General features: G+C 69.3%; 12 protein-coding genes. 6 read left to right on the top strand and 6 right to left on the bottom strand.

From position 1 onward, the window contains the following. Window positions 1–5: 5 nt before the first annotated feature. The 6 genes from WC555_RS07105 to WC555_RS07080 all read right to left on the bottom strand — a co-directional run bounded on the left by WC555_RS07105 (window position 6) and on the right by WC555_RS07080 (window position 4,617). Window positions 6–1,703, bottom strand: coding sequence for a hypothetical protein (locus tag WC555_RS07105; RefSeq protein WP_373252475.1), 1,698 nt, complete (start codon window positions 1,701–1,703; stop codon window positions 6–8). Window positions 1,704–1,765: 62 nt separating this feature from the next. Further along, the gene (locus WC555_RS07100) at window positions 1,766–2,041 is read right to left on the bottom strand and encodes a peptidase inhibitor I78 (RefSeq protein WP_373252474.1); all 276 of its coding nucleotides are present in this window, start codon (window positions 2,039–2,041) and stop codon (window positions 1,766–1,768) included. Continuing rightward, a complete protein-coding gene (locus WC555_RS07095; protein ID WP_373252473.1) occupies window positions 2,038–2,325 on the bottom strand; it encodes an I78 family peptidase inhibitor in 288 nt (95 codons plus the stop codon). Before WC555_RS07095 ends, WC555_RS07100 begins: the two co-directional genes overlap by 4 nt. 21 nt (window positions 2,326–2,346) lie before the next feature. After that, window positions 2,347–2,535: a hypothetical protein gene (locus tag WC555_RS07090; protein ID WP_373252471.1), complete on the bottom strand. Its 189-nt coding sequence runs from the start codon at window positions 2,533–2,535 to the stop codon at window positions 2,347–2,349. Window positions 2,536–2,657: 122 nt separating this feature from the next. Continuing rightward, on the bottom strand, window positions 2,658–3,119 hold the full coding sequence (locus tag WC555_RS07085; protein ID WP_373252470.1) for a DNA polymerase III subunit chi: 462 nt from the start codon (window positions 3,117–3,119) through the stop codon (window positions 2,658–2,660). A 22-nt stretch (window positions 3,120–3,141) separates the two neighbouring features. Continuing rightward, a complete protein-coding gene (locus WC555_RS07080) occupies window positions 3,142–4,617 on the bottom strand; it encodes a leucyl aminopeptidase (protein ID WP_373252468.1) in 1,476 nt (491 codons plus the stop codon). Window positions 4,618–4,753: 136 nt separating this feature from the next. Between WC555_RS07080 and WC555_RS07075 the strand changes: the two genes are divergently transcribed. From WC555_RS07075 to rsmA, 6 genes are all read left to right on the top strand, one after another. Continuing rightward, a complete protein-coding gene (locus tag WC555_RS07075) occupies window positions 4,754–5,887 on the top strand; it encodes an LptF/LptG family permease (protein WP_373252466.1) in 1,134 nt (377 codons plus the stop codon). After that, window positions 5,884–7,011, top strand: coding sequence for an LPS export ABC transporter permease LptG (gene lptG / locus WC555_RS07070; RefSeq protein ID WP_373252465.1), 1,128 nt, complete (start codon window positions 5,884–5,886; stop codon window positions 7,009–7,011). Before WC555_RS07075 ends, lptG begins: the two co-directional genes overlap by 4 nt. 42 nt (window positions 7,012–7,053) lie before the next feature. Then, window positions 7,054–9,477 (top strand): LPS-assembly protein LptD, encoded by a 2,424-nt coding sequence (locus WC555_RS07065; protein WP_373252463.1) that lies wholly within the window; start codon window positions 7,054–7,056, stop codon window positions 9,475–9,477. A gap of 100 nt (window positions 9,478–9,577) precedes the next feature. Next, complete coding sequence (locus tag WC555_RS07060; RefSeq protein ID WP_373252461.1) at window positions 9,578–10,915, top strand: peptidylprolyl isomerase; 1,338 nt, start codon at window positions 9,578–9,580, stop codon at window positions 10,913–10,915. Then, entirely contained in the window at window positions 10,915–11,928 is a 1,014-nt protein-coding gene (gene pdxA, locus WC555_RS07055) for a 4-hydroxythreonine-4-phosphate dehydrogenase PdxA (protein WP_373252459.1), read from the top strand. Before WC555_RS07060 ends, pdxA begins: the two co-directional genes overlap by 1 nt. Window positions 11,929–12,005: 77 nt before the next feature. After that, window positions 12,006–12,824: a 16S rRNA (adenine(1518)-N(6)/adenine(1519)-N(6))-dimethyltransferase RsmA gene (gene rsmA, locus WC555_RS07050; protein WP_373252458.1), complete on the top strand. Its 819-nt coding sequence runs from the start codon at window positions 12,006–12,008 to the stop codon at window positions 12,822–12,824. The last annotated feature ends 78 nt before the right edge of the window (window positions 12,825–12,902 follow it).

The following is a 12,902-nucleotide window of genomic DNA, read 5'->3' as shown; positions in this document are numbered from 1 at the left end:
CGAGCTCAGGCCAGCTTCAGATCCATGGGGCCGCCGATCCATTCCACGGCCGACTTCCGCCGCGCCTCGGCCGCGGCTTCGGCATGGCCCAGGGCGGTCTCGGCCTCAGCGAGGACGAAATAGCTGTAGGGATCGCCGGGCCAATCCTCGAGCAGTTCGACGATCTTCGCCCTGGCGGCCGCCGCGTCGCCCTTGAGCAGCAGGGCGGCGGCGAGGCTGCGGCGGGTCGGGTACCAGACGATCGGCGGGTCGCCGCCCTCGGAGTCCTGGCCCTGGATTTCGGCGGCGCGGGTGAAGGCGGCCACGGCGGCCCCGGCATTGCCCTCGATCATGGCGGCGCGGCCTTCAAGAACGCGTTGGGAGATCTCGGTGAATTCGGTGCGCATCCTGCCCTGGGGACCGGCGGCGAAGCCGGGCGCCGCGCGGAGGGCGGCGATGGCCTCGGCCTCGGCCCGGACGGCCGCCGCTTCCCCGGCCCGCGCGGCCGCCTCGCCGCGGGCGAAACGCCAGCTGACGCGCAGCATGGGATGGCTTTCAGCTGGTTCGGCCAGGGCCGCGACCTTCTCCGCCGAGCCGAAGCGGCCGTAGATGGCGTAGGCGTTGTTCACCATCGCCTGGCGCCAGACATTGTCCGCCGGAATCTCCGGCCAGGTCGCCAGAAACCCGTCGGCCAGCTTGAGGCCTTCCTCGCCGCCGCCGGCCATCAGGGCCCCGCCCATGCCGAAATGGATGTTGTGCCCGTGCAGCGGCATGCCGGACAGGCCGCCGGGCGGTCGCGCCAGACCGACGTAGCGCCGGTCCAGCGCCACGGCGTTGACGTTGGACATCATGGCGTCCCTGTACCGGCCGACCCGGTAGAAGGTGTGCGACGGCATATGCACCAGATGGCTGGCCCCGGGCGCCAGGGCCGCCAGCCGCTCCCCGTACGGAATGGCCTTGTGCGGGTCGTCCGACCATTCCGTCAGGTGGATGTAGAGATGGATCGCGCCCGGATCATTCGGGGCGTGGGCCAGGGTCTGTTCGAGGAGGGTCATGGCCCGGGTGATGCCGGGATCGGCGGCCTTGCCGGCGTCGTCCCACCATTCGTCGGCGTTCAGCATCCAGGCGTCGGCGGTGATGGCGGCCACAGTGACGTCGGTCGGGTTGGCGCGCGCGATCCGGTCCATCGACCGGGCGAAGCGGCGGCTGCGCGAGCCTTTCTGGCCCGAATAGCGCTGCACCAAGGCGTCGATCATCTGGCGCTGCATCGGTGTCGCGCGGCGGCTGAGGCGGCGGGCGTCCCGCGCGGCCTTCAGGGCGGCGGCGAGGCTTTCGTCGTCATTGCCGCCGCCGTTCAGATTGGGCCCCAGGGCCCAGGCCTCGCCCCAGGCGCACAGGCCGCAGGTCGGATCCAGCAGCCGCGCCTTGCGGAAGGCGCGGACGGATTCCTTGTGCTCAAAGGCCCAGCGCAGCCGGACGCCATGGTTGAACCAGGCCTGGGCCTCGGGGTTCGCCGTGTCGATGGTGAAGCCGCCCGTGCCGAAGCCGTCGACCATGACCATGTCGGCGACCGGCGTGACGGCGTCGGCCGAGTTGGCCGGTCCGCACACCTGGGGCCTTTCGATCAGGTCGCGCACGGCGCGGTCGGCGGTCGCATCGGCGACGGCGGCCGGGCCGATCAGCGCCGCCGTCAGCGCGACGCCCGCCATCAGTAACCTGCGCATGAACCGCCTCCCCCTGCCCTCGCCTTCACCCTGCCGCGAAAGCCGGGAGGCGCCAAGCCGGGTCAGCCGCAGTCGACGCGTTCGATGACCCCGGTGGTCTGGTTGAAGCGGATGTTCAACCGGTCGGGTCTCAGGTCCCTGGTCGTCGGGCAGGTGGTGCAGACAATGCGGACGTCGGCTCCGGACTGGAAGCTGACCGCTCCAATGTGAGAGCCCACCAGCGACTGCGAAGCCGCGGCGTCGCACCGCTGTGGAACGGGGGTGGCGTCCGGCGCGTCGACGGGTGCGCAAGCCGTCAGCGTCAGGCCCGCGGCGGAGGCCAGGAGAACGACCTTCATCCGCATTTCACCTCCCGAATGATTCCGGAGCGCTCTTCATAGAGGATGTTCAGCCTCGACGGGCTGTAGTCCATCGTCACCGGGCAGGTGGTGCAGGTCACCCGCCAGGTCTCGTTGGCCGGTCTGGCAGGCAGTTCCGAGCGGTTGCGGCCGATGAAGCGCTGGTACTGGTCCGCACGGCACCGGGTCGGACCGTCAGACGGGGGCGTCGCAGGCGCCGGTTCCACCGGCGCGCAGGCGGAGAGCGCCCCGGCGAGGGAGAGGCTGAGGATGAGGGTCTTCATCGGTCGTCTTCCTGTGATGCGTCAGCCGCAGCGGACCTGTTCGACGATCTGGGTCTGTTCATTGAAGAAGATGTTCAGGCGTTGCGGCACATAGTCCTCGGTCACCGGGCAGGTGGTGCAGGCGACCCGGCGGTTCACGACATCGACCGGAACCGGGATCTCGGTCTTCGGCTTTCCGACCAGCCACTGAAGCTCCCCCGCGCGGCACATGTCGACGGTCGGATAGGTCGGTCGGGCGCCGACGGGCTGGTTCAGCTGCGCTTCCTCGACCGTCCGCGGCGCGGCGCCGTCAGAGGCCGGCGTCGAACAGGCGGCGAGCGCCGCCAGGGCGATCAGGCCGCCTTTTCCCAGCGACCTTCGGGCGACTGTTTCCAGTAGGCCAGATTGGCGCCCTGATCCTTCAGCGTCTTCCACCGGACCCGCGCGCCCGTGAGCGCCGTCTCGTCGCGCCCGTCGAAGATGATGAAGCATCGGTCGAAGCCTTTCGTGTCGCCCAGCTCTGCGCCGTCCACAATGAACAGCGCCTGAGCCGCATTCGGGTTCTCGGACGATTCGGTCAGCAGGATGGGCTGGCGATCCGCCCCGGTCTCCGTCGCCCGACCATGGGCCAGGAAACTGTCGTCACGATACGTCCACAGCCGCTCGTCGATATGGTCGAGCAGGCCCGTATCGGACGCCCGGACCAGGGCCTTCCAGCCCCGGTCGCGGGTCTTCTCCAGCAGACCGGGCAGGACCTGGTCCAGCGTCGAGCGCTCGAGGTGGTAGAACCAGATTTCCGGCGTTGCGTCAGACACCCGGTTCCACCTCTCGCGCGGCTCAGGACTCGTAGGCGTCGGCCACCATCCGGTCGAGCGTACGCACGCCCCAGCCCACGGCGCCGTCCGGCACGGTCGGATTCTTCGAGTCCTTGACCCAGGCGGTCGGGGCGATGTCGATATGCGCCCACGGCACGCTGTTGGTGAAGCGCTGCAGGAACAGGGCGGCGGTGATCGAACCGCCGGCGCGACCGTTGCCGGTGTTCTTCACATCGGCGATCGGGGTGTCGATGTGGCGCTCGTAGGCGGCCGGGATCGGCATCCGCCAGGCGTTCTCGCCGACCTTGGGACCGGCGGCGAGGAAGTTGTTCGCCAGTTCGTCGGAGTTCGAGAACACGCCCGCGTATTCCAGACCCAGGGCCACGATCATGGCCCCCGTCAGGGTCGCCAGGTCGAGCATGAATTTCGGCTTGAACCGCTCCTGGGTGTACCAGAGGCAGTCGGCGAGGACGAGGCGACCCTCGGCGTCGGTGTTCAGCACCTCGACCGTCTGGCCGGACAGCGAGACGACCACGTCGCCCGGGCGCTGGGCCGCGCCGTCGGGCATGTTCTCGACCAGGCCGAGAACGCCGACGACGTTGACCTTCGCCTTCCGGCCCGCCAGCGCGTGCATGAGGCCGGCCACGGCGGCCGCGCCGCCCATGTCCCACTTCATGTCTTCCATGCCGTCGGCCGGCTTGATCGAAATGCCGCCGGTGTCGAAGCAGACGCCCTTGCCGACGAAGGCGATGGGCTGGTCGCCCTTCTTGCCGCCGTTCCATTTCATGATGGCGACCTTGCTTTCGCGGACGCTGCCCATGCCGACGGCCAGCAGCGTGCGGAAGCCGAGCTTCTCAAGCTCCTTCTCGCCGAGGATCTCGACCTCGAGGCCCAGCTTTTCGAGGCCCTTCACGCGCCTGGCGAACTCTTCGGGATAGAGGATGTTGGCCGGCTCGCTGACCAGATCACGCGAGAATTCGACGGCCTCGGCCACGGCCGCAAGGGCGGTCCAGGCGGCTTCGGCGGCCTTGGGGTCGGCGGCGACGATGCGGATGGTCTCGATCGACGGCGTTTTCTCGGGCTTCAGGGTCGTGCGGTATTTCAGGAAGCGGTAGCCGGCGAGGCGGGCGGCGAAGGCGGCCCGCGCGGCCTGGGCGGCCGACAGGTGCGACGCGTCGATGGTCAGGACGGCCGCGCCCGACAGCTTGACCGCGTGATAGGCTGCGCCGGCGGCGGCTTCCAGGGCGAGGTCATCGAATTTGGCCGGATCGCCCGCCCCGGTGAGCACCAGGGTCGCGGCGTCCACACCCGCGGGGGCGGCGACGATCAGGGTGCTGTTTGAACCGCCGGTGAACCGGCTCGCCGTCATCGCCCGGGTCAGGGCGCCGGACGCCGCGGCGTCGAGCTGGGCGCCTGTTCCGACGAAGGCGCGGCCTTCGTTGACCAGGATGGCGAGAACCTCTGGGGCGCTCGCGGACGCGACGAATTCGATCTTCATTTACTGCTCCCGCCGGGCATTACGCGTCCGGTGATGGTGTCGATAGGAACGAGCGCGTGCGGTTTCACCGGCGCGGTCGGGTGTGTATTAGATGCTCTCCCTCGCCGCCGCCTGCAACGGGCGATTTCTCCTGAACATGACCCTGATCCAAGGCTATCTTTTCCGGCAGATCGCCCGTCCCGTCGTCGGGGCGTGCGCCGCACTGACCGGAATCGGCATTCTGAGCCAGAGTCTGGATCAGCTGGAGGTCATCGTCGAACGCGGCCAGAGCGTCTGGGTCATGATCAAGCTGACCTTGCTGGCGGTCCCGCAGTTGCTGGCCGTGATCGTGCCCATCGGCATGTTCGTCGGCGCCCTGATCGCCCTGACCCGGCTGCAGCGGGAGCAGGAACTGACCGCCATCTTCGCCTCGGGCGTCACGCGCTGGCAGGCGATCCGGCCGGCGATCCGGCTGGCGGCCATCGCGGCGCTCGCGACCCTGCTGATCACGACGGTGCTCATGCCCTGGGGCCAGCGCCAGGCGCGCGCCGAGGCCTTCGCGATCCGCACCGACCTGGCCGCCGTGCTGATCGAGGAAGGACGCTTCGTCCAGGGACCCAACGGCCTGACCGTCTATGTCCAGCAGATCGAACAGAACGGCCTGCTCAAGAACCTGTTCGTCTATGTCGACGAGGGCGACAAGGTCACCACCTGGGACGCGGCGGAAGCGCGGTTCGGCCGGATCGACGGGACGCCCTTCCTGACCCTCGTGAACGGATCGCGACAGAGCTATTCGTCCCGCGGCGTGCTGGAATATATTTCCTTCGGACGCACGGTGGTGGATCTTTCGCCCTATGCCGACGTCACGGACCGTATTCGTTACAAGCCGTCGGACCTGTATCTGCCCCAGCTGTTCAATCCATCGCCCCAGGACCTCGAAAGCGTGGGATCGGCAGGCGAACTGGCGGCGGAGGGGCATTCGCGCCTCTCGGCTCCGTTGTACGCCCTGATGGCCATGGCCATGGCCCTGACCGCGATCATGGGCGGTCAATTCAGCCGCACCGGCTACGGCCTGCGAATTGCCAAGGCCGCCGCGGCGTTCCTGATCGTTCGGGTGGCGGGCTACGGAATCGTGTCGGCCAGCGCCTGGAACGGCTGGCTGAACATCTTCCAGTATCTGCTGCCCGTCATCGCGACCATGATCGCCCTGAGGCTGCTGTTCCGCGCGCTGAAGCCGCGACGCAGCCGCGCCTGGCCCGCAATGGACCGGTTCAGGGCGAGGTTCGCATGAGCCGGATCGCCCTGCCCGTTCCCTGGCTGCGCCTGGGCCGCATCGAACGCTACGTCCTGGTTCAGCAGGCGCGGTCGCTGGCCATCGCCCTGGGCGTCATCGCCGCCCTGATCATGCTGATCGACTTCGTGGAGATTTCCCGCGGGGTCGGATCCGACGTTGACCTGTCGGGCGCACGGATCCTGGGCTTGATGCTGCTGAAGTCGCCCCAGGTGATCCTGCAGCTGCTGCCCTTCGTCTTCCTGTTCGGAACCCTCGCGGCCTTCGTCGGACTGAACCGGCGCAGCGAGCTGATCGCCATGCGGGCTGCCGGCGTGTCGGCCTGGCGGTTCGTCCTGCCCGCCGCGGGCGCGGCCTTCATGTTCGGCGTGATCACGGTGGCGGCTCTGGGGCCGCTGGCGGCCTCGGCGGACGGACTGTTCCAGCGCGAACGATCCCGGCTGTCGGGATCGGCGGTCGCCGGCGAGGCCGAGCAGGCCGTCTGGATTCGCGAGGGCGACGACACGCGACAGATGGTCATTCGCGCGGCGCGTCAGGATCGGGCCAACGCGCGGCTGCTCGGCGTCAGCTTCTTCATCTACACCAACGACAGCGCGGGATTACGCACCTTCTCGGAGCGGATCGACGCCGCCTCGGCGACGCTGGGGAACGGTCGCTGGCGGCTGGTCGACGCGGTCGGCGCCCAGATCGGCCAGCGCGCCGTGCGCTACGCCACGCTCGACCTGCCCTCCAGCCTGGCCGACGACGAGGCGTTCGAACGGTTCGCCCGGCCCCAATCCACGTCTTTCTGGTCCCTGTCGGCGCAGATCGCGCGCGTCGAGGATGCGGGTTTCTCGTCCACCGCCTACCGGCTCCGCCTGCAGCAGCTGCTGGCCACGCCCCTCATGTTCGCGGCCATGTCGATCCTGGCCGCGGCCTTCTCGCTCAGGCTGATGCGGCTCGGCGACCTGGCGAAGATGAGCGTCGCCGCCGTGGTGCTGGGTTTCGCCTTCTTCTTCGTCAACCAGGCGGCGTCGGCGTTCGGCTCCGCGGAGGTGATTCCCCCCTGGCTGGCGGCCTGGTTGCCGCCATTGCTGACGGCGCTCGCCGCCTTCACCTTGCTGTTCTATACCGAAGACGGCTAAGCGAACTCCCCGCCGTCCCGTCCGCCATCAGAGTGATTTCGAATGCAGCGTGACCGTCGCGCGCCCGACACGGCAGCCTTGCGCCTCCGGCTTCTGGCCGGCGCGGCTGCTGTGGCGCTTGCCGCCTCGGCCCACGCCGCCAGCGCCCAGACGGCTCCCGCGGCGCCCGTTCCCGCGGCGACGGGGCCGGACGGACTGACGGCCGACGCCATCTATATTGAAGCGGACGTCGCGGCCCGGGAGGGCGACGTCATCACCGCCAGCGGCGCGGGCGAAAACCGCGTGCTGGCGCGATTCAGAGGCGTGACCCTGAGGGCCGGCGAAGTCAGCTATGACCTGGAGCAGGGCGTGGCGACCGCCAACCGGCGGGTGGAGTTCACCGACCCGGCCGGGACCGTCGTTTTCGCCAGCCATCTGGAGCTCGATTCCGACCTCAAGGCCGGCGTAGCCGTGGATTTCGCCACCCGGTTCAGCAACGGCGCCAGCCTGATGGCCGCCACCGCCGTGCGCCGCAGCGAGAATGTGAACGAACTGAACTACGCCATCTTCACGCCCTGCCCGATCTGCGACGCCGAAGGAAATCCCAAGGAACCCAGCATCTCCATCCAGGCGGAGAAGGTGGTCCAGAACGAGGAGCTCCGGGCGGTCCTTTACCGCAACGCCCTGTTCCGCATCGGCGGCGTGCCGGTCTTCTACCTGCCCTTCTTCGCCCATCCGGATCCGACGGTGGAGCGCGCCTCGGGCTTCCTGGTGCCGATCCCCAGCTATGACGAAGGCCGGGGACTGAGCCTGGAGGTTCCCTATCTGCACGTCGTCTCGCCATCGGAAGACTGGCTGATCAGCCCGCAGCTCAACACCGACGTCGCGCCGCTGCTGAATCTGCAGTGGCGGCGCCGGTTCTCGAACGGCATGGTCGTGGCCCGGGCCGGCTATACCTATGAAGAGAATTTCGGCGATTTCGACGGACCCGACGCCGACAACCTGCCCGACATTCCCATCGACGCCGAGCATCGCAGCTATCTGCTGGCCCACGGGCGGTTCGATCCGGACGGACCATGGCGCGGAGGTTTCACCGCCGAACGCGTTTCGGACAAGACGCTGTTCGACCGTTACGACATCCGCGATCCCTATCAGGACAACGGCCTCTACTACGGCGATCGCCGCCGCCTGATCAGCCAGGCCTACGCCGAGCGCCAGACCGACCGGTCCTATGTCTCGATCGCCGCCTTCGACATGCAGAGCCTTCGCATCGCCGAGGCCAACGTCGATGCGCCGGGGCTGAATATCTTCGAGGCCGACGACAGCCTGCCGTTCGTGGCTCCCCTGATCGAGGCCCGTTGGGAACCTGCCGGACCGGTCCTGGGCGGGCGACTGCGGCTGCGCGGCACGGCGGTCGCCCTGTACCGCGACGCCTATGTGGGAGCCCCGGTTCTGCGGCCCGAGGTCGTGCCCACCGGGTCGCTGCTCGGCCTGCCGGGCGTGGACAGCCGCCGGGTCTCCGGCCAGGCCGAATGGCGCCGGGCCATGACCTCGCGCGCCGGCATCCGGTGGGAGCCGTTCGTCGACCTTCGCGCGGACGCCTATTCAGTGGGCGACCTGCCCCCGGTCCTCGGACTCGACGACGAAGCGATCACGCGCGGTCGCGCCACGGCCGGACTGGACGTCAGCTATCCCCTGATCCGGCGCATGAGCGACAGCGCCGACCTGATCCTGGAGCCGATGGGACAGCTGTCCGTTTCGACCGACCCGGATCTCGACCCCCGCATTCCCATTGAGGACAGCCAGACGCTGGAGCTGGACGAAAGCTCGCTGTTCCGCATCGACCGCTTCCCCGGCTATGACCTTCTGGAAGGCGGCCTGCGGCTCACCGCGGGCATGCGGGCCACCCTTCGGTGGGACCAGGGTCGACAGGCCAGCCTGTTCGTCGGGCGCAGCCTGCGCGATGCGGAGGAGCCCGGATTCCTTGTCCCCGTGCCGGACGCCCCGACCCGGTTGTACGACCCGTCAGGCCTGGCGTCAGACACCTCGGACTGGGTCGTGCAGGGCAGTTTCTCGCCCTCGGACCGGATCCGGGGCTGGGGTCACGCGACGATCGATTCCTCGGGCGATATCCGCCGGGCCGAAGCCGCGATCGACGGCCGTTGGGGCCGGCGAAATCTGGCGTCGGTCAGCTACATCATCGATCGATCCAATCCGGTCGCCGGGCCGCTGAATCGCAACTATGAATTCATCCAGTTGTCAGGCCAGCAGTTCGTTTACGGCAACTGGGGCGTGACCGCCGCCGGCATCGCCGATCTGGAGCGCGACGTGATCACCCGCTCGGAGGTTGGACTGCTGTTCGACGACGATTGCTTCCGGTTCGAGATCGGTTATCGGCGCGATAATACCCGCGTCCGCCCCACCGGGCCCTCGGAGGGCGTTTATGTACGCCTAAACCTCGCCACTTTCGGCGGTACAGGGTATTGACGCAGCGACAGGCGCTGGACGCCGCGCGGCCCGGGGGCGCGCGGAAAAGGACTCTCCGGATCCGATCCGGGCCAACGCCGCTTGAGGAATACGGACTGACATGGGTTTGACGCGTTATATGACGGGCGTGGCGATGGCCGCCCTCCTGGCCGGTACGGCCGTGGCGCAGACTGCGCCGGCTCAAGCCCCGGCCGTCGCCGGAACCCTGAATCCGGCCGCCGAGGCGGCGCCCGCGGCCGCTCCGACAGCGCCGGCCTTCCAGATGTCCGATGGCATCCTGGCCACGGTCAACGACAGCGTCATCACGGGGTTCGATCTGCGCCAGCGCATGCTGCTTCTGATCGCCATGACCCAGGTCCAGCCGACGCCCGAGAATATTCCGGCCATCCAGCAGCAGGCGTTGAACCTGCTGATCGATGAGCGGCTGCAGGCTCAGGAACTGGCCAAATACGAGGATCTGGTGATCTCCGACGAAGAGGTCGATCAGGAACTGGCCGCCATGGCGCAGGAAGTGGGCGCCGCGCCGGCGACCTATCTCGACTTCCTGGCCCAGGGCGGGATTCGTCCCTCGACCCTGCGCGAACAACTCCGGACCCAGATGGGGTGGTCCCAACTGGTGGGCGGCCGCTTCCAGAGCCGCGCCCGGGTCAGCAAATCGGCGGTCGACGCCGCTCTGCGCCAGGCCTCCGAGGCGGCGTCCAAGAAGCAGTATCTGATCGGCGAAATCTACATCGAGGCCGGCCGTGTGGGCGGTCAGCAGGCCGCGCTGGACGGCGCCACCCAGCTGGTGCAGCAGATGGTCCAGGGCGCGCCCTTCCAGGCCGTCGCGCAGCAATTCTCGGCCGCCCCCTCGGCCACCCGCGGCGGCGACGCCGGCTGGGTCGTGGAAGGCAGCGTGCAGCCCGCTCTGCAGCAGGCGCTGGATCAGCTCGCCGTCGGCCAGCTGTCGCGGCCCATACCGGTCGATGGCGGCGTCTACATCGTCTATATGCGCGACAAGCGGGACGGGGCTTCGACCAGTCTGGTGCAGATCAGGCAGGTGATGATCGAATTGCCGGAGACCGCCACGGATGCGGATGTGGCGGCGGCCACGGCGCGGCTGGAGGCCCTGCGGCCGCAGCTGACGTGCGAGACCATGCTGCAGCGCGCGACGTCGGAACAGGGCCTGCTGGGCTCCGATCTGGGCGAGTCCGATGTGCAGAACCTGGCGCCGCAGTTCCAGCAGGTCGCCCGCTCGGCCGAAATCGGCTCGGTCAGCACGCCGGTCCGCACGCCGCTGGGCGTGCATCTGCTCGGCGTCTGCGGACGACGGGCCGGCGGCGTCGAGGCGCCCGATGCGCGCACCGTGGAAGGCGCACTGTTCCGCCAGAACCTCGCCACCCTGGGCAAGCGCTATATGCGCGACCTGCGCGAGGACGCCCTCATCGAGATGAAGTGATGACCGGCCCCGCGCCGCTGGCCCTGTCCATGGGCGAACCGGCGGGCGTGGGACCCGAGATCATCGCCAGGGCGTGGACGGCGTTGAGGGCCGACGGCCCGGCCTTCGTCGTCGTCGGCGACGCGGCCCTGCTGCGCGCGCAGGGCCAGCCCGTGCAGACGGTGTCGGCGGCCGGGGACGCCGCGGCCGTGTTCGCTCGCGCCATACCCGTGCTGGACCATCCCCTGCCCGTCCCCGTGACGCCCGGAAAGCCCGAAGCGGCCAACGCCGGCGTCGTCGCCGACTGGATCGAGCAGGCCGTGGACCTGGCCCTGTCCGGCGAGGCGTCGGGCGTGGTCACGGCCCCCATCGCCAAGGCGCCGCTGTACGCCGCCGGCTTCCGCTTTCCGGGGCATACGGAGTTCATCGCCGAACTGACCGCCGACGCCCCGTTCGCCGGCACGCGCGGCCCGGTGATGATGCTGACGGCCAAGGACCTGCGCGCCTGTCTGGTCACCATTCACGCGCCCCTCGCCGAGGTCCCGGAACTGGTCACGATCGAGCGCGTCTGCCGCACGGCGCGGGTGGTGCATGAGGCGATGCGGCGCGACTTCGGCATCGCCGCGCCCCGGCTGGCGCTGGCGGCGCTGAACCCGCACGCGGGCGAAGGCGGCGCCATCGGGCTGGAGGAAATCCAGGTCCTGGCCCCGGCGGTGAAGATCCTGCGCGCCGAGGGGATCGCCATCACCGATCCGCTGCCGGCCGACACCCTGTTCCACGACGCGGCGCGCGCGACCTACGACGCCGTGCTGTGCCTGTACCACGACCAGGCCCTGATCCCGGTCAAGACGCTGGACTTCTGGGGCGGGGTCAACACGACCCTGGGCCTGCCGGTTGTGCGGACGTCGCCGGATCACGGGACGGGGTTCGACATCGCCGGCAAGGGCGTGGCCCGGGCCGACAGCCTGATTGCGGCGGTGCGGCTGGCGGCGACGATGGCGGGGAAGAGGGTGAAGAGTGCTAGTGAGTCGTGAGTGGTCGGCGTCTGCAATTGAACCGCTCACGCAGTCCTCACCACTCACGACTCACTAGCACTGGCATTCTTCACTCCGTGACCGACCTCCCCTCCCTGCGCGAAACGCTCGACGCCCACGGCCTGCTGGCGAAGAAGAGCTTCGGCCAGCATTTCCTGCTGGACCTGAATGTGACGCGCAAGATCGTGCGGCTGGCGGGGCCGTTCGAGGGCCGGGCGGTGATCGAGGTCGGCCCCGGTCCCGGCGGGCTGACGCGGGCCCTGCTGGAAAGCGATGCGGGCCCGTTGGTGCTGGTCGAGAAGGATCCGCGCTTCCTGCCGCTGCTGGCCGAGTTGGACGACGGTTCGGGCCGGCTGACGGTGGTCGAGGCCGACGCCCTCAAGGTGCGCGAGGCCGATCTGGTCGAGGGCCCGGCGCATGTGGTGTCCAACCTGCCCTACAACGTCGGCACGCCGCTGCTGATCAAATGGCTGACCGGGCCGTGGCTGCCCCACGCCCTGACCCTGATGTTCCAGAAGGAGGTGGCCGAGCGGATCGTCGCCGCCCCGGGGGACGACGCCTACGGCCGGCTGGCGGTGATCAGCCAGGCCGTGTGCGAGGCGCGGCTGGTGATGCACCTGCCGGCCGCCGCCTTCACCCCGCCGCCCAAGGTGGCCTCGGCCGTGGTGCATCTGGTCCCGCGCGCGGACCGGCCCGACCGGGAGCTGCTGAAGGCGCTGGAACGGGTGACGGCGGCCGCCTTCGGCCAGAGGCGAAAGATGCTGCGGTCCAGCCTGAAGACGCTGGGCGGGGCGGCCCTGTGCGAGGCGGCGGGGATCGAGCCGGACGCCCGGGCCGAGGTGATCGACGGGGCGGGGTTTCTGCGTCTGGCCGAGGCGGTGAGCCGGAACGACTGAGCGACCGGGGCCGTCGCGTCCCTGCGCGGGTGACGGCCGGAGGATGATCTGCCACAACCGCTCCGGAACCGAACGGAG

Source organism: Brevundimonas sp. (assembly GCF_041648615.1).
GTDB lineage: Bacteria > Pseudomonadota > Alphaproteobacteria > Caulobacterales > Caulobacteraceae > Brevundimonas.
Note: the sequence above shows the minus strand (reverse complement) of the source record. Positions and strands in the feature narration are given on the sequence as shown.